22 protein-coding genes are annotated in these 25,099 nt (G+C 54.3%); 12 read left to right on the top strand and 10 right to left on the bottom strand.

All coding sequences use genetic code 11. The features are described from left to right. Positions 1–39: 39 nt before the first annotated feature. Both H7846_RS16215 and H7846_RS16210 read right to left on the bottom strand, forming a co-directional pair. Positions 40–1,245 (bottom strand): acetate/propionate family kinase, encoded by a 1,206-nt coding sequence (locus H7846_RS16215; RefSeq protein WP_186693607.1) that lies wholly within the window; start codon positions 1,243–1,245, stop codon positions 40–42. Positions 1,246–1,262: 17 nt separating this feature from the next. Continuing rightward, positions 1,263–3,056: a mechanosensitive ion channel family protein gene (locus H7846_RS16210; RefSeq protein ID WP_186693605.1), complete on the bottom strand. Its 1,794-nt coding sequence runs from the start codon at positions 3,054–3,056 to the stop codon at positions 1,263–1,265. Between the two features lie 126 nt (positions 3,057–3,182). On the opposite strand from H7846_RS16210, the gene H7846_RS16205 reads away from it, so the two are divergent. From H7846_RS16205 to H7846_RS16195, 3 genes are read left to right on the top strand one after another with little or no spacing between them, the layout of a single operon-like run. Further along, positions 3,183–3,593, top strand: a complete 411-nt coding sequence (locus H7846_RS16205; protein WP_186693603.1) for an ArsR/SmtB family transcription factor — start codon at positions 3,183–3,185, stop codon at positions 3,591–3,593. 34 nt (positions 3,594–3,627) lie between these two features. Continuing rightward, the gene (locus tag H7846_RS16200; RefSeq protein ID WP_186693601.1) at positions 3,628–4,083 is read left to right on the top strand and encodes a GyrI-like domain-containing protein; all 456 of its coding nucleotides are present in this window, start codon (positions 3,628–3,630) and stop codon (positions 4,081–4,083) included. Between the two features lie 36 nt (positions 4,084–4,119). After that, entirely contained in the window at positions 4,120–4,614 is a 495-nt protein-coding gene (locus tag H7846_RS16195; protein WP_186693599.1) for an SRPBCC family protein, read from the top strand. A gap of 66 nt (positions 4,615–4,680) precedes the next feature. Here the strand turns inward: H7846_RS16195 and H7846_RS16190 are convergent, their stop codons facing one another. From H7846_RS16190 to H7846_RS16180, 3 genes are all read right to left on the bottom strand, one after another. Further along, complete coding sequence (locus H7846_RS16190) at positions 4,681–5,901, bottom strand: beta-ketoacyl-[acyl-carrier-protein] synthase family protein (protein WP_186693597.1); 1,221 nt, start codon at positions 5,899–5,901, stop codon at positions 4,681–4,683. A gap of 23 nt (positions 5,902–5,924) precedes the next feature. After that, positions 5,925–6,194, bottom strand: a complete 270-nt coding sequence (locus H7846_RS16185; RefSeq protein WP_186693595.1) for an acyl carrier protein — start codon at positions 6,192–6,194, stop codon at positions 5,925–5,927. Positions 6,195–6,313: 119 nt separating this feature from the next. After that, positions 6,314–7,558: a hypothetical protein gene (locus tag H7846_RS16180; protein WP_186693593.1), complete on the bottom strand. Its 1,245-nt coding sequence runs from the start codon at positions 7,556–7,558 to the stop codon at positions 6,314–6,316. A gap of 205 nt (positions 7,559–7,763) precedes the next feature. Between H7846_RS16180 and H7846_RS16175 the strand changes: the two genes are divergently transcribed. Together H7846_RS16175 and H7846_RS16170 are read left to right on the top strand one after the other, a co-directional pair. Continuing rightward, positions 7,764–11,270 (top strand): TonB-dependent receptor, encoded by a 3,507-nt coding sequence (locus H7846_RS16175; RefSeq protein ID WP_186693591.1) that lies wholly within the window; start codon positions 7,764–7,766, stop codon positions 11,268–11,270. 122 nt (positions 11,271–11,392) lie between these two features. After that, positions 11,393–13,894 (top strand): amylo-alpha-1,6-glucosidase, encoded by a 2,502-nt coding sequence (locus tag H7846_RS16170; protein WP_222597522.1) that lies wholly within the window; start codon positions 11,393–11,395, stop codon positions 13,892–13,894. Between the two features lie 77 nt (positions 13,895–13,971). Here the strand turns inward: H7846_RS16170 and H7846_RS16165 are convergent, their stop codons facing one another. The 3 genes from H7846_RS16165 to H7846_RS16155 all read right to left on the bottom strand — a co-directional run bounded on the left by H7846_RS16165 (position 13,972) and on the right by H7846_RS16155 (position 15,472). Continuing rightward, complete coding sequence (locus H7846_RS16165; protein WP_186693588.1) at positions 13,972–14,346, bottom strand: hypothetical protein; 375 nt, start codon at positions 14,344–14,346, stop codon at positions 13,972–13,974. Between the two features lie 257 nt (positions 14,347–14,603). Continuing rightward, positions 14,604–14,996 (bottom strand): LysM peptidoglycan-binding domain-containing protein, encoded by a 393-nt coding sequence (locus H7846_RS16160; RefSeq protein WP_186693586.1) that lies wholly within the window; start codon positions 14,994–14,996, stop codon positions 14,604–14,606. Between the two features lie 68 nt (positions 14,997–15,064). Next, positions 15,065–15,472: a YidB family protein gene (locus H7846_RS16155; RefSeq protein ID WP_186693584.1), complete on the bottom strand. Its 408-nt coding sequence runs from the start codon at positions 15,470–15,472 to the stop codon at positions 15,065–15,067. A 193-nt stretch (positions 15,473–15,665) separates the two neighbouring features. Here H7846_RS16155 and H7846_RS16150 point away from each other — a divergent pair, with 193 nt between their 5' ends. Both H7846_RS16150 and msrB read left to right on the top strand, forming a co-directional pair. Next, positions 15,666–16,061: a RidA family protein gene (locus H7846_RS16150; RefSeq protein WP_186693582.1), complete on the top strand. Its 396-nt coding sequence runs from the start codon at positions 15,666–15,668 to the stop codon at positions 16,059–16,061. A gap of 41 nt (positions 16,062–16,102) precedes the next feature. After that, complete coding sequence (gene msrB, locus H7846_RS16145) at positions 16,103–16,516, top strand: peptide-methionine (R)-S-oxide reductase MsrB (protein ID WP_186693580.1); 414 nt, start codon at positions 16,103–16,105, stop codon at positions 16,514–16,516. Between the two features lie 68 nt (positions 16,517–16,584). Here msrB and rpmB read toward each other — a convergent pair whose 3' ends face one another. Next, entirely contained in the window at positions 16,585–16,776 is a 192-nt protein-coding gene (gene rpmB, locus H7846_RS16140; RefSeq protein ID WP_186693578.1) for a 50S ribosomal protein L28, read from the bottom strand. A 283-nt stretch (positions 16,777–17,059) separates the two neighbouring features. Between rpmB and H7846_RS16135 the strand changes: the two genes are divergently transcribed. Beyond that, complete coding sequence (locus H7846_RS16135; RefSeq protein WP_186693576.1) at positions 17,060–18,388, top strand: sugar porter family MFS transporter; 1,329 nt, start codon at positions 17,060–17,062, stop codon at positions 18,386–18,388. Between the two features lie 14 nt (positions 18,389–18,402). On the opposite strand, the gene H7846_RS16130 is transcribed toward H7846_RS16135, so the two are convergent. Continuing rightward, on the bottom strand, positions 18,403–19,014 hold the full coding sequence (locus tag H7846_RS16130; RefSeq protein WP_186693574.1) for a D-sedoheptulose 7-phosphate isomerase: 612 nt from the start codon (positions 19,012–19,014) through the stop codon (positions 18,403–18,405). Between the two features lie 1,062 nt (positions 19,015–20,076). Between H7846_RS16130 and H7846_RS16125 the strand changes: the two genes are divergently transcribed. From H7846_RS16125 to H7846_RS16110, 4 genes are read left to right on the top strand one after another with little or no spacing between them, the layout of a single operon-like run. Beyond that, entirely contained in the window at positions 20,077–21,459 is a 1,383-nt protein-coding gene (locus H7846_RS16125; RefSeq protein WP_255460686.1) for a TolC family protein, read from the top strand. Further along, on the top strand, positions 21,456–21,728 hold the full coding sequence (locus H7846_RS16120) for a YtcA family lipoprotein (RefSeq protein ID WP_186693571.1): 273 nt from the start codon (positions 21,456–21,458) through the stop codon (positions 21,726–21,728). The genes H7846_RS16125 and H7846_RS16120 overlap by 4 nt, the downstream gene beginning before the upstream one ends. A 9-nt stretch (positions 21,729–21,737) precedes the next feature. Continuing rightward, positions 21,738–22,958 carry an efflux RND transporter periplasmic adaptor subunit gene (locus H7846_RS16115; RefSeq protein WP_255460685.1) on the top strand — a complete coding sequence of 407 codons (1,221 nt, stop codon included), beginning with the start codon at positions 21,738–21,740 and terminating at the stop codon, positions 22,956–22,958. Between the two features lie 2 nt (positions 22,959–22,960). Further along, positions 22,961–25,096 (top strand): FUSC family protein, encoded by a 2,136-nt coding sequence (locus H7846_RS16110; RefSeq protein ID WP_186693569.1) that lies wholly within the window; start codon positions 22,961–22,963, stop codon positions 25,094–25,096. Positions 25,097–25,099: the final 3 nt, after the last annotated feature.

Genomic DNA, 25,099 nt, shown 5'->3' with positions numbered 1-25,099 from the left:
TTTCTCCTCTAAAAATCAGGACTTGATGACCCGTGTGGATCAGGCTTGAGTAAGCATCTGCTGAAGATGGATCGCCATGATCCAATCTTCTTTCGCTGGAACCCGAAAGACCTTTGTTTTTGATTCAGATGCGGAAATCTGCTGGATGGGATTATTGGGCTGTTTGTTTTCTGCAAGATTTAACTCAGCATCCATCTGAATGCCGAGAGAATCGAGTCCGGCCAAGACTTCAGCTCGGGTTTTGGTGTCATGTTCGCCAATGCCACCGGTAAAGACAAGGACATCGAGTCCTCCCATGAGCCAGGTGTACGCTCCTATCGCTTTGCGGACACTGCGAGTGAAAACATCAATGGCGAGCTGTGCCTGAGAATTGCCCTCTGCGGCTGCTTTTCGGGTAGAGCGCATATCGTTGGGAAGTCCAGAGAGAGCGGTAATTCCAGCGTTGTGATTGAGAAGATGCTCGACGGATTTAAAGGCTGTGTCCCTGTCTCCTTGTTGTTGCCGAAGGAGATAGAGAACGAGTCCGGGGTCGAGATCGCCAGGGCGGGTTCCCATAACGATTCCGCCGGTGGGGGTGAGCCCCATGGATGTGTCGATGGAGTGGCCATCCACGAGAGCGGTGACGCTGCACCCGCTGCCGAGATGGGCGATGATCATGCGGTGCGGGAGGGGAAAGTTCGTAGAGTGCATCTGTTCGACGATGGATTCGCAGCTGAGTCCGTGAAAGCCGTAGCGCCGGACTCCCTGGGAGCGATATTCGGCGGGGATGGCATAGGCGGTCGCGACCTCAGGCATGGTTTGATGAAAGATCGTATCGAAGCAGGCGAAGTGCGGGAGGCGAGGGAAGTGTTTCATTCCTTCGTGGATGATCCTGATCGCGGATGGATCATGAAGAGGAGCGAAGAGGACGGCGTGATTGAGATCACTTAGAACCGATTCGGTAATGCGAGTGTGGTGATCGAGTTTGGGTCCGGGATGGACGACGCGGTATCCCACAGCGTTGATGGATGGAAGTCTCGACTGTGTGACAGCTTCAACAACTTTATTGATCGCTGCGACGGGATCGTCAGCCTTGATTTTTGCAGGAGATGAACTGTCTCCGGTCCGATGAAAATCGAAGGTCGCGTTACCAGTTCCGATTCCAAGGACTTCGCCTTCGTAAAGCGAGCGAGGAGAGCTGCTATCCGTAGAAAAGATCGAGAATTTGATGGAGGACGATCCGCTGTTGATGACAAGCAGGTTCACGTTAGGGCTCCTGAGCTTCAGTTTGACTTCTCGCTGGATTCGAGAGCAGCAGCTTCCTCTTTCTTTTGCATGAGTTCGATGACAGTTTGATAAAGACGGTTACGAACGCTGAAGCGATCCGATGCGCGAGTGACATAACGAATGATCACGTCGATTCCGGATGAGGCCGGTCGCATGTCGACGGAGGGTTCGGCACTGAATTGGCTCATGTCATGTGCTCCGGTGGCTCGCTGCCATTCGGTTACAGCCAGTTTGGTGCTCTTTTCTGTCTCCTGCCGGACTGCATTATGGATGGCATCGATGATTTGATAGGTGTGTGGGCCGGTAGGGATATTGACTCGGATCTCATCCCAGAGCCATTGGCCTGAGGTGGAGAAGTTGAAGTACTGACCCCGGATAGCGAAGCCATTCATGAAGTTGGTGCGACGCCCGGTGGGATGGCCCTTGTCGGTCCAGTTACCGGTTTCTAACAATGATGTACGGAAGAGTCCGACTTCGACGACCTCGCCTCCGACGCCATTAATCTCAACCCAGTCTCCGACGCGAATGCCTTTTTTCCCCATGAGGACAAACCAGCCAAAGAAGGCGAGGATGAAGTCCTGGAAGACGACAGTTAAACCGGCCGTGACGAGGCCGATGATGGTGGGCATCTGGCTGGGGACACCGAAGATGACAAGAATCACCAGTAGGATCGTAATGATCTGAATCGCAAGATTTGCGATCGTATGCAGTGTTAATGATGTCCGACGGTCGATCTTGAGCCGGTTGAGCAACTTTCTTGTAATCGCTGTAATGATTGCCGAGCAGAGGAAAAGAAATGCGATTGCGCCAATGGACTGAAGAATAAGATGAAGGATAATTTGGTGCTGGCGTTTTACCTGATCCATCCATCGCCCATACACGGCTGCAAGTTGCTTTTGGGTCTGGATGCGGTCATCAAGAATAGAGTGGATTTGCGAAAGCGTATGCATCCGGGCGAGCCGTGCGACACGGCTGCGCGTGTTGGTGTCCTGTGCATTTGCCGTATTTGCATCACTCAACTGGCTTTCGATGCTAGCGTGTTCTTTGGTGAGAGCAGCAGAGCCCGTACTGGCTTCGGCCTGGGCCTGCGCAATCGCATTCATGCGAGTGAGTTGATCGAACCAGGCAGAGATGCGTCCGGAGAGGGTTCCGTATCGCTTAGCGGTCTGTACGGAGGATGGAGCGGAAGCAGCATCGTTCTGCTCGTCGAATTTCTTCATCGCGGCTTCGCGTATTGCGAGCTCCTGCTGAACCTGGCCGCGTTTGTCGCCAATCATGCGAGCGAAGTCTTCATTCGCATCGTTCAATTCATCCGTATCTAACTGCACCTGCGCTTTGGCTGCATCGAGATCGTCGGATGAGGGAGGATTCGAGCTTTTTGAAGCAGCGGTGAGGCTGTCGAGCTTGGCCTGATCATCTTTGATAACTGCTTGCAGGGTCGCAATCCTCTGCTGCAGGATTTTGGCTTCTCCAGTCAGGGTCTTGGTTTCAAGCGATGTCTGACGGAGCGCCTGGGCGAAGGCCTGATCGACTTCGTGATCGGCAAGGCGTTCGGCCTCGCGGACGAGTCGTTTCTCTTCGACCGATACGGCAAGAGGAGCGAGCGCCTCGATGGTTTGCCAGGGGCGTTGATCGACGAGTTCGCCAGAGGGGCGAGAGCCGTATGTACGACCGTTGGCGCGGAGAAAGGGGAGGTTTGCCATGGCGCCACGGGTAAGATAGGCGCCGATCAAGCTCGCAAGAAGAACAAGGGCCGGAACTGCAATGGAGAGTTTACGCAACTCCTTCATATTCTCAACCCTATACCGGAGAGGTATGCAGGGACAAAGACAGCTCGAGGAAAAGATTTTGAAAAAAGTGAATCTCTTGACCGCAAATGCTTATCCGATGTATATAACCAATAGGTTATATAGCTTATGAGTTATGGTATTCAGTTCGCTGCACCGACTTCTCCGAATTTGGATGCAATCTTTGCGGCATTAGCCGATCCAACACGGAGAGCGATTGTCGCTCGTTTGGCAGAAGGTGAAGCCTCGGTGGCGGAGCTGGTTGAGCCATTCGCAATGAGCCAGCCGGCGATCTCCAAGCATTTGAAGGTGCTGGAGCGTGCAGGGTTGGTTTCGCGGGGACGGGATGCTCAGAAGAGGCCGTGCCGACTTGAGGCGCAGCCTCTCGCTGAGGCAAGCGAGTGGCTGGAGCGCTATCGCGAAGTATGGGAACAAAATTTTGCCCGTCTGGATCTCTTGCTGGAAGAGTTGAAGGCCGAAGACAGCCGAATGAGGAATACGAAAACACGGCAGAAGAGAAGACATCATAAAGCGAAATGAGAACGGCATTTTTGGAAGTTAAAAAGGAGACGATATGAACCTTACAATCGAACCGGAGATTGTTACGCAGCCCACAACCCACTATGTTTTCATTGAAAAGATAGGTCCGTTTTTAAACACTGCGGCACAGGCCTGGCAAGAGCTGCATCATCTTGAACCTGCCATCTCAAAGCACAACAAAATCAGCGGAGCGATGGCTCTCTATAAGATCGGGCCGAAGGTCTATCGCGCTGGCTTTCTGCTTGCCGCCGCACCAGAGCAGCTGCCACCAGATGTGCAATCGATACAGTTCGGCGGTGGGAAGTATAGCCGGTTCGTTTTGACGGGATCTTATTCCAATCTGCCAGAGGCCTCCGGGCGTGTGTGGTCGATTGTTGGTGAGAAGAAGATTCCACTACGCGATGACTTCACCATCGAACACTATACGAATGATCCCAAGACGACGCCCGAAGACAAGTTGGTGACAGAGATTCTTATTCCAACTGCGTAGCCCGGTTTCAGATAAACGATTCCAAAGGAGTTATAGATGCCGACGAATGAGACAGGGAAGTTGAAGGTCGCTGCAAGAGGTGACCGCGAGGTCGTGATGACGCGGGAGTTTCAGGCACCGCGGAAGTTGGTTTTCGATGCATGGACCAAGCCCGAGCTGCTGAGTCGATGGCTGGCGGGCCCTTCGGGATGGACGATGACCGTATGCACCATCGATCTGAAGGTTGGAGGTGCTTACCGTTACGAGTGGACCCACGACAACGGCCAGAAGATGGGAATGGGTGGCGTTTATCGCGAGGTTATTCCGCATGAACGGATATCGGCGACGGAGCAATTCGATGAAGCATGGTATCCGGGCAGCGCGGTTGTTACGACTGTTCTTACGGAGAAGAACGGCATCACGACGGTAGAGAGCACCGTGACCTACTCCTCGCAGGAGACGCGCGATACGGTTCTGCGTTCCCCGATGGAGAGTGGAGTTGCGGCCAGCTACGACCGGTTGGAGAAGTTGCTCGAGACGAATTTTGCTTAAGGGAAAGAAGCTGGTGCGAATGAAATGCATCTGCACCAGCTCTTTTTGCGAAGTTTGTCGAAATATCTACTGCCAGGTGCGGAGTGCGATTACGGCGTTGAGTCCCCCGAAGGCCAGTGAGTTGGAGAGAGCAATGGTTGCTCCAGTTGGCCGAGGTCCGTTGATGATGATGTCAAGGTTCAGCGAAGGATCGGGATTGGTAACATCGCCGTTCTGAGGAAGCTTGCCTTCTTGAAGAGCCAGCGTTGTGGCAAGTGCTTCCAGCGCGCCGCTGGCTCCAATGGAATGCCCATGGAGGGCTTTTGTCGAGCTGATTGGAATCTTCGCTGCGCGAGCCCCGAAGACCTGATGGATCGCTGCGGCTTCGGTGGAGTCATTGGCCTGGGTTCCGGTTCCATGCGCGTTGATGTAGCCGACTTCCCCAGGCGAGATATTCGCATCGGCCAGAGCTTTACGCATGGCAGTTGCGGCGCCGTCGGCTTGCGGCTGAGTGATGTGGTTGGCGTCCGCGGACATGCCGAAGCCAACGATCTCTGCGAAGATTGGGGCATTCCGCTCCTGGGCGGACTCCAGGGTTTCGAGAACGAGCATGGCTGCGCCCTCGCCCAGAGTCATTCCGTCACGATCGGCAGCGAAGGGGCGGCACCGCGTAGGGGAGACGACCCGCATGGAATCCCATGCACGATAGAAACCCCAGCTCAAGGGGGCTTCATGACCGCCAGCGATGGCCGCTGTCGTCATGCCGGAGCGCACCATGTGGAAGGCCATGCCAATTGCATGGGTAGCCGAGGCGCAGGCGGTGGAGATATCTAGCGTTGGCCCGGTGATGCGCAGATCGATCGAGATATTGCTGGCCCCTGCCGATGACATCGTGCGGACGATGGTCAGCGGGTGGGCCCGGGCATTTGCCAGGTAGAGTTTTTTGACTTCGCTCTCTTCTGAAGAGCGGCCCCCGCAGGCACAGCCCATGATGATGGCGATGTTTTCGGGAGCGTGATGCTCCGTCAGGCTGGCCTGACGGGCAGCTTGACGCGCAGCAACGATGGCGAGCTGGGTATTGCGGTTGGTTGCTGTAATGATGCCGGAGTCGAGGTGTTGTGCGGGATCAAAGTCGAAGATCTGCGCAGCCTGGGAGTAGCGGACGCCCGGGTCTCCCTCAGGAGCATCAGGAACAGCGGCGATAGGCGCGATGCCGGTCTTGCCTGCGAAGAGAGAGTCGCGGAAGAGATCGACGGTCGACCCGATAGGAGTGATGCATCCAAGACCAGTTATAACAACACGATTCACGTGAAAGGCGGGCTCCTCGGGTCTCAGGATGCGGTGGCAGGGGCAGAGCCAGAGGTCTTCGCTGCAACCAGCTGATCGACTCCACGAACGACATCGCCGACGGTCTTAAGAGAACCGAGGGCATCATCGGGAATGGCGATGTCGAATGCCTCTTCTACCTCAAAGGAGATGTTGATCTTGTCGAGCGAGTCGATATTCAGCTCCTCGAAGCTTGTATCGAGGGTGATCTTGTCGGCAGGGATGTTTTTGGCCTTCGCAATAATGGCAATACAGCGCTGTGCGGTGTCTTCCATAGTAGCTCCCCCCTTTCTTATGGGTACTTAATCAGGGATGCCTTGGATAGTGTAATGGCAGGTCGTTCAAAAGGCACCTATTGAACAGAAGATGTCCTCAGGATGGAGCAGATGGTCAATTAATGAGGGTGAATTGCAACGAGGTCGGACTGAATGGGGACGCCCCCGCTCAATTTGACATGCAGAACGGCCTCAAAAGGTTTCAGGACCCCATTGGACAAGCCGATTCGGTTTGCGAGCTGTTGTACGTTATCCGGATTGCAGGCAAATTCCACTGCTGCCTGAGTGCCGTTGGTGGTCAGGCCGGTAAAGATTGCGATGCGACGGTTGGCTTGAATACCAGGGATCGAGGCCAGGATCGCATATTCATCGTTGGGAGAGGACGGAACGAAACTTTGGGGTTCGCCCTGGAGAGGATGACGGTTAACGATATATCCCTTATTGCCGGCATCCAGACTGATGGCAAAGTCGGAGATGGTCGGGAGATCCTGTAGCGCGCCGTTTTGACTTGGTGCGCCCACGAAGATGAGATTACGCAACTTTGCTTCGTCCCATGTGACAAGCCGACTACGTTTCAGCGTGAAATCTTTTTGCTGGCTGTCGAAGATCTTGGTCAGCTCGTGAATGGCCGCAACTTCACCTGTTCCGGTATAGGTTTCATCTGGAGTTCCTGTGTATTCCGCGGAGTCGGGAGTATCCGCGTTTGGGACAAGCTTCAGGCCTGTAAAAGGAGTACCCCTGAAAAGAGGATTACTGTAGATAATCAGTGGTGGTTCGCCATCCAAAAATGGCTTCCAGAAGACGTCGACTTCGGTACGAGAAGAAGAGACCGAAAAAAAGTGATGGCCGAGCAAGAGACCGGCCAGACCGCCGAGCAGAAGGCAGACGAGCGCTACAGCAAGATTCGTCCAGCGAGAGTTCTTCTTGCTCTGCTCCTTATTAAGGAGTGGAGATGCGAGCGCCCGTTCGTTTACCGGATCAACGGGTGTGATAAACGCTGGTTCGGCAGGTTGAACAATCTCGAGGGCGGGAAATGTTTGCGCGGACGGCCGAAAGACCGGTAGGTAGTGGCCTTTTGGAATCTCAACGATAAGTTCTTCGTGGCTTCCTTCGTTTGAGAAGTAGGCTGTCAGTTTCATGCGCAGGAGCCGAGCCTGCGAACGCACAATGCTGTCATCGCTGGAGTTGTAACCCGGAATGCGATGAAAGACGTGAACGCCGATCTGCTGTTCAGTCGCTTCTTCCGGCGCATTGCGCAAACAACAATCCACAACGTACAGAAAGAAATCGCATAACTTGGGCGAGGAACTCAGGTGTGGACTGGCAATGATACGTTGAGCGAGGGCCCAACGTGGATCATTCATTGTTCCTCCAAGGAATGAAGGATATACAGCAGCTCCACTCACAGCAACTATGAGTATTTCACGCTGAAATTTCACCCGTCAAACGACGTTGAGCACCGTGAATACGGTGACATTCATGTTTTCAGGCATGGAGAGTTAGCCACTGTTGTATGAGGTTGTGCATCTGTTTGAAGTGGCACATTGCCTCAATCATCAGGAGGACAAGATGAAATATATAAAAGCAGCCCGCTTATGGCTGGTGTTAGCAGCCGTGTGTCTGTTGCTGACCGGTTCGCGAGGGCTGCTGGCACAGGCGGTCTATGGTTCCCTCTATGGAACTGTGACAGATAGCTCGGGGGCAGTCGTTAAAGGCGCAACAGTTACTGTTACGGATACGGCCAAAGGAACCACTCAGACGACGCAGACGAACGATAGCGGTGCGTGGAGCATCGGGCATCTGATTCCCGATAGTTACGATGTGAAGGTTGAAGCCTCGACATTCACCGCGAAAGAGACGAAAGGCGTAGCGGTTCACGCGGACGCAGCACAATTGATTGATGTGCAGCTTGGGGTCGAAGGGGCCACGGAGTCAGTAACAGTCTCCGCAAACGAGGTCCCGGCGCTGAAGACTGATCGAGCCGACGTGGCGCAGATTCTGGATGAGCGTGCGGTTCAAAATCTTCCGAATCTGAATCGCAACTTTACCCAGTTTACGCTTCTGACCCCTGGAGTGCAGCACTCGAGCTTCAACATCAATGGCCCGGAGAATCCACAAGGAACCACTTCGGTGACGACCAATGGATCGAGTTACGGAGTTCAGGGCTGGCTGCTCGACGGAACGGACAATCGCGAGCCTGTTCTGGGGATTATTGTTATTAACCCCACACTCGACTCCATCGGCGAAATGAAGGTTACTTCTTCAAATTACGATGCTGAGTTTGGCGGAGCTGTCGGTGGAATCGTCAGCGCGCAGACCAAGTCCGGTGGAAATCAGTTTCACGGCGATGCGTTCTTTTATCGTCATAGCGGAGAGCAGTTGGCGCGGAATCCGTTTACCCAATCCACACCGGACCCTGTGACGGGAAAATATATTCCGGGGCAGGTGTTCGGTCAGTTCGGCGGATCGCTGTCGGGGCCAATTATTAAGGACCGCACATTCTTCTTCATGGATTATCAGGGGACACGTCAGCGTCTTGGCGCAAGTCAGTTGCTCTCTGTTCCGACTCAGCAAGTGATCAATACCTGTATTAATCAAAACTCGGGTGTAACCTGCGATCTGAGTCAGTACCTGGGATCGCAGCCGGTCTACTATCATCCTTCGGGAACGGGTGTTGCAGGCCAACAGTATGCCAGCAATGCGATTCCGCGCTCGGTTCTTTCGCCACAGGCGATCAATCTTTTGAAGCTGCTTCCAGCTCCGAACACGAACGGAACGTCCATCGTGAATAACTTTGCTGCTTCGGGGAATGGGAGTAGCAATGCCGATCAGGCCGATGTTCGGCTCGACCATCAGCTCAACGGTAAGATTCACACCTTTGGCCGTTACGACTATGCTCTCTTCCGTCTGTTTGGCAACGCAGCCTTCGGGCCAGGAGGAGGCCCTGGCTTTGGAATGAATGGAACGACAGGAAACGGACAGGTGCAAAACCAGAGCGCGGCACTTGGCGCAGATTGGGCCGTGAGCCCTTCGTTACTGACGGACCTTCGTTTTGGATTCCTCAGCTATCACGTTGCTTTGAGCAAACTGACTGCGGGGCAAACTCCCGCCGCTAATGCCGGGATTCCGAATCTGAATACTGCGCCTGACAGTAGCGGTCTGCCGAACTTTTCCATGACCGATACGATCAGCAACTTCGGCAACCAGGGTTGCAACTGCCCCCTGCTGGAGAGCGAGCAGGTCTTCCAGCTTGCCAACAACTGGACGAAGATTCTGGGGAACCACACCATCAAGTTCGGTGGTGATATTCGCTATGCCCTGAATCTTCGAAATGCAAGTGATAACGACCGTGCAGGCGTGCTGAACTTTGCGTCGGCTTCGACGGCAGCGGGGCCATTGGATCCTGTTCCTTCGAGTGGCAATGCATTGGCTTCGTTGCTCTTCGGCCAGGTGGCCCGTTTCCAGCGCTTCGATGTCTACTCGCAGAATGCTTCTAACCGTCAGAAGCGTGGAGCCTTCTACGGACAGGATTCATGGCGCGTGACCAATAAGCTGCAAGTCAACTATGGCGTGCGTTGGGACATCATCTATCCAGAGACAGTTAATAGTCCTGGAAATGGTGGTTTTGCCGATATCAATGCTGGTGGCATCCGTATTGCCGGTGCTAGTGGTATTGGCACCAATGGTGGCCAGAAGATGGACTACATGAATCTTGCCGGCCGCTTCGGCTTCGCCTATCAGGTACATCCGAATACAGTCATCCGCGGCGGAATCGGCCAGGTGTATGACAGCGTCGGTTTCTTTGGAACGCTTTTTGGCTCCGTCCTTACCCACAATCTTCCTGTGTTGAACAACGAAGATCAGGGATCGACCAGCGCAACAGGAGATTACTTCGCCACCCTGACGACACTTCCTGCGAAGCCTGAAGCGCCTACGATTCCTTCGAATGGAATTATTCCTTTCTCCAACAACACCAGCCCGCAGTTCCGCGGAAGCCGTATTCAGCTTCCTAAAGTTGATCAGTGGAACCTTTCATTGCAACAGCAGTTCACCAATACGTTTACAGCGGAGATTGCTTATGTGGGGAACCACTCCGAGCGAATCTATCCCGGCGAGACGTATGGATTCGACTTTAATTCACCACTACTGCCGACCTCGCCGAGTCAGCTCGGAAACAATGCAGCGCGGCGGCCATACTACAACAAGTTCAGCGGTTTTTATCAGGGAGCTCCCACGATCTGCTGCTCAAACGGTTTGACCTCGGCTGCGCCGACGGCCAATGCCAACTATCACGCATTGCAGACGAAGCTCGATAAGCGCTTCAGCAATGGCTTGCAGTTCAACGCAAACTATACTTGGTCGAAGGCAATCAATTATGCCAACGACGCGGTCTTCGCGAACTATCCGCAGCTGAGCCGAGGGCGCAACGATACGAACCGTACGCACGTTTTCGTGATGAGCGGTGTGTATGCTCTTCCGTTTGGACGCGATCGGATGTTCGCGAACCATGTGAATCGCATGATGGATTATGCGATTGGCGGATGGACGCTGAGCGGCACGACGACATGGGAGAGCGGACGCCCGTTCACTCCAACCTATGCGGAGTGCGGAGCTGATCAGGACCTGGACACCAACTTTGGCGGTCCGGGTATGAGCAGCGACTGCCGGCCGGATCGGGCGGGCGGGGGCTTTACGACTCAGGTGGGATCGCTTGATCCTGTCACGCACTCACGTCAGTACTTCGCGCCAGTGGCAGCACTGGCAAGCAACGGAGCTACTTCTGGAGCGTTTGCTCGTCCTGCGTTTGGTGCGATCGGTAACATCGGCCGCAACTCATTCGTGGGGCCACGTGATTACTATGCCGATGCGGCCCTCATCAAGGACATTCCCATCACGGAACGCGTGAAGGCACAGTTCCAGTTCCAGGCCTTCAATATGTTCAACCACGCTGCGCTGGATATTCCGACGGCATCGAATGCTCGTTGCATCGATTGCTCGGCGGGTGGCATCATTACCAGTCTGGAAGGGAACTCCAGCATGCGCCAGTTGCAGTTTGCTGGACGCATTACTTTCTGAGCGGATGAACGTTTAAAACAGGGGCTGCCTGTGGCAGCTCCTGTTTTACTGTGATTACTCATTTAAGGTTTATAAGAATCCCGAAAGAAAGAAGAGGAACTGTGCGAGACTTCCGGCTTACGATGCGAAATCTGCTTTGCGTCTTTCTATTTTCTCCCTTGCTTATGGCTGAGACACAACCCCCTTTCGCTCCCGTCGCAGATTTTCCTCTCGACGGCAATCCTCTCGTGATTCGACAACCTGCGCAGACGAATCGTCCCTTCAGCGTGACAGGGCAGCGAGGGGCTATTCTTGGCCAGCAGGACGGTAGCTTCGAGCTCTGGTTGCTTCCTGTAAAGATTCTGCATAACGCTCGACTCACGGCGCGATTGCAGAATTATGATGCCATCATCGATCTCAATGCACATGCATCGCAGATTGAGGTTAGACCTGACCACACGACGATTACATACTCCCATGCTGCAATTACGGTGAAGCAGCACATGTTTATTCCTCGTTCGGCACAGCCGGGTGTTGCTACGGCGGTGGTGCTGTTCGAGATTCATGCAGTGCGTCCAGCTACAGTGACGCTTCAATTTGAGCCATCGATGGAGAGACAGTGGCCTGCTCCGAACTTTGGCCGTCCTAATGGCTCGTGGACCAGCGTAGGCGATGGAGGAATCTATACGCTGTCTACGGATAATCCCAACTTCTTTGGAATGGTAGCAATGCCCGGCAGTACGCGTGGCTTGATTCGCCCTTACCAGGAACGGCCGCAAACACTGCCCCTGGAGTTCGAGATTCACTATGATCCTGCTCGCGACGACCGAAAGTTTTTCCCTCTACTGGCGGCAGTCACGGGAGTCAGTGGCAAGCCAGAGCTAAATTCTTCACAGCTTGAAAGCCAGCTTATGGGGGTCGCACAGCAGATACCAGCGCTGTATCGTTCAACGGCTGATTTCTTTGACCACTTCTTCGACACGCGGTTGACTGCACAGACTCCCGATAGGAAACTGGATGACGCTTTGCGGTGGGCGGAGATATCCATCGAACAAGCCAGGGTGTCTTCTGTGATTGGCTCCGGTCTGGCAGGTGGATGGTATACATCCGGTGATTCTGCGCGTCCTGGATTCGGGTGGTTCTTTGGGCGCGATACGTTATGGAGCCTCTATGCAGTAAACAGCTATGGTGATTTCAAGCTAAGTCGCGAAGCGATGGACTTCTTGCTGGCGCATCAACGTGCAGACGGCAAGATGATGCACGAGGTTTCGCAAACCGCTGATCTGTTGGATTGGGCCAGCCTTCCCTATCTCTATGCAGCTGCGGATTCCACACCACTCTTCGTGATGCAGATGGCCGACTACGTGAATGCCAGCGGAGATGTTCGTTATCTGCGTGAACATTGGGACAACATCAAACGTGCTTATGCGTTTACACGAGCTCATACAACGAATGGTGTTTACGATAACTCGCAGGGTAGTGGATGGGTGGAAGAGTGGCTGCCGAAGATGCCACAGCAGGAGATTTATCTTGCAGCACTCGATGAACAATCGTCCGAAGCGATCGCGCATCTTGCCAAAATAATGAAAGACGATGAACTGGTATCGTCAGCTACGCAGCAGGCGAAACTTATTCGGGATTATCTGGCAACGTATCGCAACAGTGACAGTTTTTATAACTTCAGCCGAAGTAAGGATGGCTCATTCGATACGCAGCATACGATCTTTCCTTCGGTTGCATGGTGGAGCGGGGCTTTAACGCTTCCACAATCGGATGCGATGTTCGATGCTTGGGCGATGCATCGTTTCTCAACCGACTGGGGGACGCGGTCGATGGCGGTTGGAGAAGCAACCTATGATCCGATCAGCTATCACCATGGTTCGGTGTGGCCGTTGTATACAGGATGGGCTTCGCTGGCGGAGTATCGCGCTGATCGTCCGCAGGCAGGGTTTGCACATTTGAAACAGAATGCGCAGCTTACCTGGCTGCAGGACCCGGGTGCGGTTACAGAGGTATTGTCTGGAGAGTTCTATCAGCCGCTCGGAAGAAGCAGTTCGCACCAGCTTTGGTCTTCGGCCATGGTGCTTACTCCCGCGATTCGGGGCTTGTTTGGATTAGAAGTCGACGCTCTGACAGGACGTCTGCGAGTCGATCCCAAGTTGCCGGCGGAATGGTCGGAGGCATCATTGAAGAATGTCCCCTTTGGCGACGCAAGACTGAATCTACAGATGCGCCGGGATGGCGCGAATCTTGATGTTGAAGTGACCTCCTCAAAGCCAGTCAAGTTATGTCTCCAGAATTCGAAGCGATTTTTTGACAGTGCTGAAACTCCTTGTTCTGCCGCTTCTGCTTCGGTGTATCACCAGCGGCTTCCTCTTCCAGAGGTTGAGGTTGGATTGGAATTTCAACCGATACAGCCTGGAGAGCAAACCAGCCAGATGAAGATTATTCGACAAGAGTACGGAGATCATTCTCTGGTTCTGAAGCTGGATGTGCCGCCTCAGGTTAATCAGCGTATCTTTGTACGTGTTAACCGTACTGGCCGTGCGGTTAGGGTGACAGGTGCAAAGCTCAACCAGAACTGGATCACTGTAACTGGTGAGCCAGGAGGTTATTCAGAACACACAGTGCAAATCACCTGGTGATCAATCATCGAGTGATAAACGAATCAACCCGGCGGATATGCCGGGTTGATCTTTATGTAAAAGCAATGAGCTGCGGATTACCTGTCGTGTCCATAGCCATGACCGCGACCGTGGCCGCGATGACCATGATCGTCGTCATCACGCCATCTGCGGCCTCTCCATCCACCTTCGCGATAACGCCATCCGCGATCTCCGTGTTCCCAGCGTGGACCGTACCACGCTGCTCCATAATAAGGAGGTCTTGCCCAACGGCCTGGATACCAGACATACCGGCCGTCGACCGGAGCCCAGTAACCCTGCGTCCACACAGATCCGGGATACGGCATCGGAGGAGCTATTTCATAGCGAACAGGTGGCGGTGGAGTTCCGATAAAGATGGAGACCTGACTGAATGCAGGCGCTGTAAGAGCCGAAACGGAAAGTAAGCTACCGAGGAACCATTTCGCTTTCATGATGCTCCTTCCATGGTTCTGCCTCGGATAATGGCGCAGACGCTTGCCTCCGAGGACGTTTCAGCTGACATTTGCTGGATAGGAAAGAAATTCTGTCTTGTTGCCCAAACTTTCCTGTTTTCATACCAGCGCACGCCAGTTTCACGCCTGCGAAGGTATATGTTGCAACTGATTCGCCAAATTGGAGTTATCCACAAATGAAGAAACCGCGACCATAAAAAACGATCGCGGTTTGCAGCTGTGAAAGATGCTCGATTTTATCCGAGGGCGGGTACATTGATTTGCTGGCCCGCCTGGATGCGGTCAGGGTTTTCAATGCCATTTGCCTGAGCAATCTCGTTGTACTTATTTGCCGTTCCGTAGAACAGCTTGCTGATCTTCGACAGGTTGTCGCCGGACTTGATTGTGTAAGCCTGGCTGTCGCCGCCTGTGGTCGCGATCTCGTGTTTCAGATCGGAGTAAGAAGGGTCGACCTGCTTGATGCTGTCCCACACGCGGTTCGCAATCACCTTTGAAGGGACAGAGGCTTTCAAGTGAAGCTGTTCGCCAGCCAGGTCAACGCCTTCAACGGATGCGCCAAACTCGCTGAAGCTATTAATCGTGTCGATCACAGGCTGGTACTTCTGTGTGAGTTGTCCAAGATCAGCCATGCGGTACTCTCCTTTTCAATGCGAATCGCATTCGCGACGCGTGATGTGAAGTCAATGAAGAATGGATATTACAGAAGCTTCCCGAGAACCTGTTGTGCAAGGCTGCCGAAGGTGCTTTGCTCGGCTGCCTGACCATTGGGTGCGAAGTGTTGGATCACCATCGGGAGTGCCATCGCAAGCGCCGAGGTTACTGCCGAGGGAGAGACGCCTGCGGCCTGAGCGGTCTTTTCGATCAGCCCAGTCGATCCCAGCCCCTGCTGAATCTGTTCAGGCGTTGCGGTTTGGGCTTGTCCGGCAGCCCAGGCACCGACATGTTCTGCCAGCCCATTTGCCTTCAGGCTGTTGAGCACACCTTCAATTCCTTCGGGATGTGCGGTCAGCGCCTCGATGAAGCCTCCTGCAATCTTTGCCTGATCTCCCTGAGCGGCTGCTCCCGTTTGTCCTGCAAGCTGTTGAATCGTGTCGAGAATTCCCATACTTTCTCCTTTTTTCGAAATCGTACGTCGGCGGAATCATAATCCCGCACACGGGTTCTTCGGTTTATTTACGGACAATTTCCTGTTCGCGATGCCTCTTATGAGAGGGCAGAGGACCTCTTAGGGTTGCCGCAAATGATTGCATAAGAGTGAGTTTTGTTGAGAAAAGCTGTTCACGATAGACTGACGGTCTATGAGCGAAAAAAAGATCCGTGTTTCAACCGAAGATGCTCCTGCCGCAATTGGCCCTTATTCTCAGGCAGTTCGCGTAGGCGAGATGCTCTATTGTTCCGGTCAGGTCGCTCTTGATCCGACGACGGGCCAGCTGGTTTCAGGTGGAGTCGCGGAGCAGACAGTTCGGGTGCTGGAGAATATCAAGGCCGTGCTTGCGGGAGCAGGGCTAGAGCTTGCGGATGTGGTCAAAACCACCGTCTTCCTCAAGAGTATGGGCGATTTTGCTGCGATGAATGCTGTCTATGAACGATACCTTGCTCCGCAGGGAGTAGTTCCTCCGGCCCGCTCGACGGTGGCGGTTGCGGCTTTACCGAAGGATGCGCTGGTCGAGATTGAGGTTGTCGCCAAAGCGTGACCGGAAGAGCTGAATCGCATCCAATAAATGTGAGGTAAGCGATGTCTGAGATTCAGAAACAGGAAAAGATCCGTAAGACCGAAGCGGAATGGCGTGCGCTGCTGACGCCGGAACAGTTCCATGTCATGCGCGAAAAGGGAACCGAACGAGCTTTCACCGGAGCCCTTTTGAATAACCATGAGACAGGAATCTACCATTGCGGCGCCTGTAACGCTCCGTTGTTTACATCGGATAAGAAATTCGACTCAGGGAGCGGGTGGCCGAGTTTTTGGCTGCCGGTTTCCGCCGATGCTATTGAGGCGCATGAAGACAATACTCACGGAATGACTCGGATTGAGGTGACTTGCGCACAATGTGGGGCGCATCTAGGACATCTCTTTCCGGATGGCCCGCGGCCAACAGGAATGCGTTATTGCATCAATAGCGCGTCACTCGCTTTTGAGAAGCAGGCGTAAATTTCTTCAGGGAACACGTAAAGGCCCCAATCCAAAGGATTGGGGCCTCTATCGATTTTGATCAGCGATTAAGCGGCTTTGACGATTTTTCCGGTCTTGATGCAGCTGGTGCATACACGGATACGCTTGCTTGCGCCATCGACGAGAGCCTTGACCGACTGAAGGTTCACATTCCAGCGCCGACGGGTCGTGTTGTGGGCGTGCGAGATATTGTTGCCGAACTGCGGGCCTTTACCGCAGAGATCACATTTTTGCGCCATAAAACTGCTCCAATCTTGATGTCATGAGCTTTCGCCGACGAGTGCTTCCATGATGGAACAGGAGCAAACCAGCCTGATCCAAGCTTCAACGCACTTCAATTGCGAAAGTGGTAGGCAGAACGGATGACAAACCGCTAACCCTCTACCATGTCCAATCTATGGTAACGGATCGAGGGGATAGTTACAAGCTGATCCTCCAAAGGAGCCAGGGTGGTCTCTCTAAGTAACGGAAAATACAGGATCAAGTATGATCAAAGCCACTCTGGAGAATTGATTTCACCCTATGCGCATGACATCCAGCCTTTTTCGTAGCACCGCAGTGGGAGCCCTGGGCGGCTTCCTCTTTGGTTTTGATACGGTCGTGATCTCCGGTACAACCTCGCTGTTGACCAAGGTCTTTGACCTGACTCCGAAGTCCCTTGGATTGACGGTTTCGATTGCGCTCTGGGGAACGGTAGCCGGCTGTATTCTGGCGGGTCCGCTGGGGCAGCGAATCGGTGGTCGAAATGCGCTTCGGATTATGGGGATTCTGTACATGATCTCCGCCCTGGGGTGCGCCTTCGCATGGAGCTGGCCGTCGTTGATGATCTTCCGATTTATTGGGGGCCTGGGGATCGGAGGATCTTCTGTACTGGGTCCGGTCTACATTGCAGAGCTTGCTCCGGCCAAATGGAGGGGACGTTTGGTCGGCTTGTTTCAAGCCAACGTTGTGCTCGGAATCCTTTTCGCATACATCTCGAACTGGTGGATTGCCCGGCTTGGGCTTGGCCTGATGGAATGGCGTTGGCAGCTCGGGATTGCAGCGGTTCCGGCGATTCTGTTTACTGTGCTTCTTTATACGATTCCGCAAAGTTCGCGGTTTTTGATTACGCAGAACAGCCTGGAAGATGCTCTCGCTGTGCTGAAGATGATGGGGACAGAAGACCCGGAGCACGAGCTCTCCGAGATTCGATCGTCGTTACACAGCGAGCGACTGGAAAAATCACAACCACTGTTCCAGTGGTCGCTTCGTCTTCCAATTTTTCTCGCGATTACGATCGGGCTGTTTAATCAGTTCTCAGGGATCAACGCGATTCTGTACTACGCAAATGACATTTTTGCCGCAGCGGGCCTGAGTCGGCTTTCAACCTTTTCACAATCGATCTATATCGGACTTGCGAACCTTATCGGTACAGCCATTGGGATGTTGTTGATCGATAAGATTGGCCGCAAGTTGCTGTTGCTGATCGGGGCCGCGGGAACCTTCGTCTGTCTTCTGCTCACGGCCAGGATCTTCAGTTCGGGAATCGACCAGGGCAGAGTTGTGTGGCTGCTGGTTACGTTTATCTGCCTCTTCTCGTTATCTCAGGGAGCGGTGATCTGGGTTTATATCTCAGAGATCTTTCCTACGAAGGTGCGGTCCAAGGGGCAGAGCCTTGGAGGCAGCGCCCATTGGATCAGCGATGCTGTGATCGCAGCATTGTTCCCTCTTGCGGTGGCGCAGTTCTCCCGGAGCGCTCCGTTCTACTTCTTTGCAGCGATGACGGCGGTGCAGTTCGTTGTCGTGCTCTTTATTTATCCAGAGACCAAAGGCGCCACGCTTGAGCAGCTTCAAGCACGTCTGGAGGGTTGAGGCTTCGAAGATGCTTACTCCGCGACGTATTGCGGGATGTTATCGAAGCCTTCGCCGAAGAAATATCGCTCGACCACGAGGCAGAGGATGTGTTCGAGTGCGAGGTGCGATTCCTGAATCTGCATGGTGACGTTCGAAGGTACGATCACGGGATAGTCGCAGAGAGGGGCCATAGTACCGCCCTTGTTGCCGAGGTATCCAACAGTGATGAGCTTTTGGTCGCGGCAGCGGTGCAAAGCTTTGACGAGATTGCGTGAGTTGCCGGAGGTAGAGATTCCAAGGAAGACATCTCCGGGCTTTCCGATGGCTTCCACCTGGCGGTCGAAGACATCGTCGAAGGAGAAGTCGTTTCCGACGGCGGTAAGGATCGAGGTATCGGTGGTGAGCGCGACGGCTGGTAATGCAGGGCGATTTCGAGTGAGGCGGCCGACAAACTCTGCGACGAGGTGCTGGGCATCGGCAGCCGAGCCACCATTGCCTGCTACGAGCAGTTTATTTCCATTCTTCATGGCCTGGGCGATCGCCTGGGCCGCCTGAACGACGGTATCGATGAGGTTCTTGTTCTGACGGACCGCGGTGAGCGTGGCGATGGACCGATCTAACTGAGTTTCTACGATGTTCTGCATGTCACTCCGTGAAGCAAAGTTTGGGGAAGGCTATGGTTATAAAGAGAGATTACGATACGTCGCGTGGGTTTGTCTTTGCGCCTTCGTGGAATTCCGCGCCTGTTGTGGACGCGTGAATCTCTCACTACGGATTTGGCTTGTGTTTGGGATGCAGCGTTGAGGTTGGGGAGAATAGCAGGCTGTGTCGCAGTAGTATCGCCCGGCGTTTTGTTCTCATCCTGCGGGAGTTCGCCACGGTGCCGCACGAGGGTTTTGAGGGATGCAGTGAGGACGGACGGCAGGTGTCGTGATGGCAATAACAAAAACTTTTCGTTGCGTAGGGAGGGCTTCCGCGGCGTCGGCCGTGGCGAGGATGTGTTGGCAGGAGCGTTGGCTCTGAGACAGTTCACTTGGGAGTTACGGATCTGTCTGTGCAAATCAGTTGTGGTCGTCGATTGCATAAGGGCCTCCCCCCCCGAAAAGTAGGTAAAGTATTCGAAACAGATAAGATGAGGGTGGACTTGGTGTTCTCTTTCTCCCCCCTGTACTTAAAAGACAAAAGCCTGACTCGAAGGCCAAGGCTCTACTCCTATTGTAGAGGAGTGAATAGGGGAGATCTGCAAATGGGATCTCTTGTGGATTGTGTGGGTTAGAGGGACATGGGGCTTGACAGAAGTTGAGGTAGGTCGCGTAATGCGCGAAATGTCCCACACAGGGGCGCGATTAAGAGCGCGTCATGTACAGGGCACACCCGCTACCGGTTGAATTCTTTGGTGGAATCCTGCAAACCCGCCTAGTGACGATGAAATTGTCGCGAAGATAGGGGCACCCGGCGAAATGCGGGGGGCCTTTGGCTACATCGCCTCGCACCTTCGACCGGAATGACACCTGGGAAAGGTCGGGGTGAGAGTGGGTTGCAAATTGTGAGTGTTGCTTCGTTTGGGGGTGTCATTGGATCTGTTCTTGTTTCAGGCGTTTGGTCGATGCAGAATTGAGACTTGGCTTTCGCTGTTTCTAGTCGGGATGAGCAGATACTTTCAGATTGCGATCGTTGGCTGTTGTCTCTTTTGTGCCTCGAAGAGCATGTGGGCGCAAAGCGCTCCGCCGTCTCCTGGCGCTGTATGGCATGACGCCGCCGAGCAGAAGCTGAAACAGCAGGTCTCCTCGCTTCCGGAGACGAAGTACCCGACAGATGCGAACAAGACCTATACGCTGGCGGAGCTGGTAGATATTGCTGAGCAGCATAATCCGGAGACTCGCGTTGCATGGCAGCGAGCTAAGGAACGTGCTGCTGTTCTGGGAGTTGCCCGGAGCGCTCTTTTCCCCACCGTGGCCGCAGTTGCAGTTGCCAATACGACCAGGACGCGGATCCTTTTCAACTCGGCCTTCTTCCGGCAAACCTACGGGGTGTTTTCTCCGGATATCCACATGGAATATCTGGTCCTGGATTTTGGAGAGAGGAGCGGGACGATCGACGAGGCGAAGGCGCGTTTGTTGGCTGCCGATATGGTCTTTAACGATACGCATCGGAAGATCATCTTCCAGACGATGGCCTCGTATTACAAGTTGTTGAATGCCGTGGGGCAGAGAGAGGCTGCCGAGGTGAGCCTGAAGAATGCACAGGCGGTACAGGAAGATGCCCAGGATCGCTTGAATCATGGACTGGGCACAAAACCGGATGTGCTGGAGGCGCAGGCGGTGACGGCACAGTCGCAATATGATTTGCAGGCGGCGATTGGAGCGGAGGAGATCTCACGGGGCGACTTGATGACGGTTCTTGGGTTGCTGCCGGACACTGCTTTGCAGGTCGAAGACATTACTAAGCTGAACCTTCCCGGAGAGCTCGCAGAGAATGTGAATGCAGCGATTGACCGTGCCTTTGAACAGCGGCCTGATCTGAAGGCGCAGTTGGCAAACCTACGGGCGGATGATGCGGCAATTAAACGGGCACGCTCTGCGTATTTTCCTTCGCTGAGCTTTAACGGAGATGGCGGCGCTACGCGGCAGTATGGGCGGCAGGAGCTGCTGCCGCCGGCATATGTTGGCGGAGAGACCTGGAACGTAAGTCTCGCGCTGAAGTGGACGATCTTTGATGGCACGCGTCGCGAGCACGAAGTCGCCGAGACAAAAGCGGCGCGGGCGGCGACGCAGGCCGAGATTGACTCGTTACGCGACCAGATTGCGAATGAGGTGTGGGCAGCGTATTCGAACATGAAGACGGCGCAGCGACAGCAACAGGCGGCTGCGGCGTTGCTGGTTGCTGCGGACGAATCGTATGCGTCGGCACAGGAGTCGTACTCGTATGGGGTTCGGAATCTGCTGGATGTTGTTGCGGCGCAGAAGGCGCTGGCAGTAGCGCGGTCGGAGGACGTTTCGGCGAGGACACAGCTGTTACTGCAATCGGCCAACCTGGCATTTGAGACGGGGGACTGGATCTCGGCTCCTCCACGAAAGGCGGGTCCATGACGAGGAAGCGGTGTGTTGTAGGAAAGATCTCGGTTGCGGGTACGCTGCCCTGGTTGAGCGGGTGTTCCCGCGCGCCATCCTTCAATATTCTGGGTTCTTTTTTCCCTGCATGGCTGTTCTGTATTGTTCTGGGAATTACGTTGGCGGCGTTGTCGTATTGGGTCTTCGTTCGGTTGCGCATTGAAAAAGAGGTCAAGCCATCGATTGTTGTCTATCCTTGCCTGGCCGCATTTTTTGCGTTTACGCTTTGGCTGATTTTGTTTCGGTGATTTGAGGGGATGATGACGCTTACGGAATCGGAAGAGGGACGCCGGCGAATTGGACGCATCATCAGTATTGCGTCTGTGGTGTGCGCTGCGATTACGGGTCTACTGGTTTTGCGAGAGAATACGCTGAATCCGCGCACGGACGATGCAGAGGTGCTGGCAAATTTTATTGGTGTGGCTCCGGTGGTGAGTGGCCCGATTATGAAGTTGAATGTCGCGGACAATCAAGAGGTGAAGCAGGGGGCCCTGCTCTTTGATATTGACGAGCGTCCCTATGCATATGCCCTGAGACATGCGATGTCGGAGCAGGCTGCTCTTGAAGGCCAGATCGTCGATGAGCGGCGCACGATTGCGTCGCAGGTGAGCGCAGTGGATGTTGCGAAGTCGAGCACGAAGAGCTCGGAGGCGAGTCTGAGCCGCGCGGCCGCGGCGGTGGAGGCGGCGAAGGCGGATGTATCCACCTCGAAGGCTGCGGTGGATCGCGCGCAGGCTGAACTGACGTATGCGACCAACAATCTACAGAGGATTGAGCCGCTGTTGACGAAACAGTTTGTTACGGTCGATCAAGTGGACCAGGCGAGGACCTTGCAGGTGACTCGAGGACAGGCGCTTGTAGGCGCTCGCTCGCAGCTGGCGCTCTCGCAGGCACAGCTGGCTTCGGCGACGGCGCAATACAAGCAGGCCGAAGCCGTACTGGAGCAGAGCCATAATGAGGTTCAACAGGCAAGCCATGCGGTGACGACATTGGAGCCTCTGGTGGCACAGCGTGGAGGACGAAGCGCCGCGATCGATACGGCTCAATACAATCTGGACAATTGCCGGTTCTATGCGCCGTTCGATGGGCGAGTGACGAACCTGACGATCTCAGAGGGAGCATATGCCCATGCAGGGCAGCAGGTCTTTACGCTGATCGACACGCGCGTGTGGTGGGCAGTGGCGAATTTTCGCGAGACGCAGCTTCATCACATTCATCCGGGGATGAAGGCGGACGTCTATGTGCTGTCGCGGCCTAATGTGCGTTTGCATGGAGTCGTGGATAGTGTGGGGTTTGGCGTGACTCCGGATGCAGACATTGTGGGGCGGCTTTCGCAGGGGCTTCCGGATGTGCAGCGCACGCTGAACTGGGTCCATCTGGCGTCGCGATTTCCTGTGCGCGTACGGATCGAGGCAGGGCCGTCGGACCTATTTCGCATTAGCGAATCGGCGATTGTTGTGATTCGCGGCGAGTCGTAGAGATGGCTACTGCCGCGACCATTCCGCGCACCGATACAAGAAGCTTCGGAGCGTGGTTCGTTGATTTTTTGAAGAAGGAGCTGGCACCCTACCCAGGACGGGGCGCTATTGTTGCACGCATGGTGATTTCGGCAACGATCACCATGATCCTAGTGATGACGTTTCGCATTCCTAGCGGAGCGATCGGTCCGTTGTATGCGTTTATGATCTCACGCGAGAACCTTGTTTCCACGGCAAAGTCGGCGTGGAGCGTGGTGATTGCTTTTGGGATCGGTGCGGTTTTTATCCCGGTGGGGGCGGCGATGTTTGCATCGACTCCCCTTACTCATTTTCTGTGGCAAGCCTTCAGCATCTTTCTGATCTTCTTTGCTATTCGCGTACTTGCGAATTACAGCATTGCCAGCGGACTTGGTCTAATGGCGACTTCGGCTATCGCGGTATGGTATCTGCCGGGACCGGCCGAGCTAAACCTTGAGCGTACGTTGTGGCAGGTGTGTTCCCCTGCTGTAGGGGCGGCGGTAACGTTTGGTGTGGAGGCGGTGTTTCACGCATTTCGCCACGAAGATGAGCTGCTCGTTGCCCTGGACACAAGGCTTGAGGCGATGCAGGCGATGTTTCGGGAGTATGCGAATGGCACTCCGGTATCGCGAGAGACTGAGCAGAAGCTGGCGCAGTATGCCCTTACAGGCGTTGGAGCGTTGCGGAGGCTGCTGGCTCATACCAACTACGAACAGCTTTACAGCGCACAGATGACAGCGGTGGTTTCCCTGGCAGGGCGTTCGATTGATTTTGCGGCAGGCATGATTCAGGCCTATCCGGAGATCTCTGCGGAAGATCGACAGCTTGCGGCCAAGATGGAGCTGGAGCTGGCTGATATACGGAGATACCTGAAAGAGGGACATAAGCCGCCGCCCGTGAATCGGAAGGCTACTGCATCCCACGTCTCGTTACTGCGAGAGCTGGAGGAGATGATTGGGCTGATCCCGCGAGTCTTTGAAGGTGCGACCTCGCTGGAGACGTATCGCGCGTTTTCGCATGTTCCGGAGGAGAAGAAACAGGGGTTTTTGGTGCGGGACGCATTTACGAATCCTGAGCATGTGCGGTACGCACTGGCAGGGTGTCTTGCGGGAATGCTGTGCTATGTTTTTTATGCCTCGCTGGACTGGCCGGGGTTGTCAACATCAGTGACGACGTGCGTGCTGACAGCACTATCGAATATAGGGGCTTCGCGGCAGAAGCAGCTTTTGCGGATTGCCGGGGCGTTGATTGGCGGGTTTGTCTTTGGGCTTGGCGCGCAGATCTTTGTTCTTCCCTATCTCGATTCGATCACTGGGTTCACACTATTATTTGTTGCTGTTTCAACGATTGCTGCATGGATCGCGACGTCGAGCCCGAGACTGTCATATTGCGGACTACAGATTGCGTTGGCTTTTTACCTCATCCATGTGAATGACTTCACGATTCAGACTTCGCTTGCGATTGCTCGCGACCGGGCCATCGGCGTGCTGTTGGGGATTGCAATGATGTGGCTGGTGTTTGATCAGCTTCAACAGAAGACCGCAGCGAATCAGATGGTGGGGACCTTTATCAAGAACTTACGGCTGATGGCGGATTTGGCGGTGATCAAGCTTCATCCAGGCGATCCTGTGGCCATTGTTACGGCACGAAAGCTACGAGACAGGATCTACAACAATTTTTCCAGCGTGAATGCGCAGGCTGACGCAGTGCCGTTTGAGATCGGACAGCTACGGAATCAGCATATGGCGGCGCGGGATCGCATCCGGCGATGGCAGGCGATGCTGCGGACATTTTATTTGCTGGACCTTGCACTTTTGCAGTATCGCGCGTTTGGAGAGACGGCCAACCTTCCAGAGAAGATTCAAGCAGCACTGGACCACTTCGAGGAATCATGCGCCAATACTTTGAGAGAGATGGCTGCTTATCTTGAAGCAGAGAACACAGATACGCAGCCAGGTCCTGTTGCATCGATTCGTGAACCTCTGGTTCCACCGGAGATGCAGGAATTTTCAACCGCGTTGCAGCGGGGAAGTATGCCGTCACTGGCAAATGAGCTGGCCGCCATTCTTGGACGAATGCGCGGAGAGATGATGTCGGCGTCCTTGTTTGCAATCGAGTAAACG

Source organism: Edaphobacter sp. 4G125, from assembly GCF_014274685.1.
In the GTDB taxonomy this organism is placed as follows: domain Bacteria; phylum Acidobacteriota; class Terriglobia; order Terriglobales; family Acidobacteriaceae; genus Edaphobacter.
The sequence above is the reverse complement of the archived record's forward strand: the minus strand, read 5'-3'. Positions and strand labels throughout refer to the sequence as shown.

Coding starts and splice junctions, on each gene's coding strand:
- H7846_RS16130 (WP_186693574.1), bottom strand. CDS start 19,014: ATGCAGAACATCGTAGAAACTCAGTTAGATCGGTCCATCGCCACGCTC.
- H7846_RS16170 (WP_222597522.1), top strand. CDS start 11,393: ATGCGAAATCTGCTTTGCGTCTTTCTATTTTCTCCCTTGCTTATGGCT.
- H7846_RS16115 (WP_255460685.1), top strand. CDS start 21,738: ATGATGACGCTTACGGAATCGGAAGAGGGACGCCGGCGAATTGGACGC.
- H7846_RS16110 (WP_186693569.1), top strand. CDS start 22,961: ATGGCTACTGCCGCGACCATTCCGCGCACCGATACAAGAAGCTTCGGA.
- rpmB (WP_186693578.1), bottom strand. CDS start 16,776: ATGGCGCAAAAATGTGATCTCTGCGGTAAAGGCCCGCAGTTCGGCAAC.
- H7846_RS16180 (WP_186693593.1), bottom strand. CDS start 7,558: ATGAATGATCCACGTTGGGCCCTCGCTCAACGTATCATTGCCAGTCCA.
- H7846_RS16135 (WP_186693576.1), top strand. CDS start 17,060: ATGCGCATGACATCCAGCCTTTTTCGTAGCACCGCAGTGGGAGCCCTG.
- H7846_RS16185 (WP_186693595.1), bottom strand. CDS start 6,194: ATGGAAGACACCGCACAGCGCTGTATTGCCATTATTGCGAAGGCCAAA.
- H7846_RS16155 (WP_186693584.1), bottom strand. CDS start 15,472: ATGGGAATTCTCGACACGATTCAACAGCTTGCAGGACAAACGGGAGCA.
- H7846_RS16195 (WP_186693599.1), top strand. CDS start 4,120: ATGCCGACGAATGAGACAGGGAAGTTGAAGGTCGCTGCAAGAGGTGAC.
- H7846_RS16125 (WP_255460686.1), top strand. CDS start 20,077: ATGTGGGCGCAAAGCGCTCCGCCGTCTCCTGGCGCTGTATGGCATGAC.
- H7846_RS16165 (WP_186693588.1), bottom strand. CDS start 14,346: ATGAAAGCGAAATGGTTCCTCGGTAGCTTACTTTCCGTTTCGGCTCTT.
- H7846_RS16150 (WP_186693582.1), top strand. CDS start 15,666: ATGAGCGAAAAAAAGATCCGTGTTTCAACCGAAGATGCTCCTGCCGCA.
- H7846_RS16160 (WP_186693586.1), bottom strand. CDS start 14,996: ATGGCTGATCTTGGACAACTCACACAGAAGTACCAGCCTGTGATCGAC.
- H7846_RS16205 (WP_186693603.1), top strand. CDS start 3,183: ATGAGTTATGGTATTCAGTTCGCTGCACCGACTTCTCCGAATTTGGAT.
- H7846_RS16210 (WP_186693605.1), bottom strand. CDS start 3,056: ATGAAGGAGTTGCGTAAACTCTCCATTGCAGTTCCGGCCCTTGTTCTT.
- msrB (WP_186693580.1), top strand. CDS start 16,103: ATGTCTGAGATTCAGAAACAGGAAAAGATCCGTAAGACCGAAGCGGAA.
- H7846_RS16120 (WP_186693571.1), top strand. CDS start 21,456: ATGACGAGGAAGCGGTGTGTTGTAGGAAAGATCTCGGTTGCGGGTACG.
- H7846_RS16200 (WP_186693601.1), top strand. CDS start 3,628: ATGAACCTTACAATCGAACCGGAGATTGTTACGCAGCCCACAACCCAC.
- H7846_RS16175 (WP_186693591.1), top strand. CDS start 7,764: ATGAAATATATAAAAGCAGCCCGCTTATGGCTGGTGTTAGCAGCCGTG.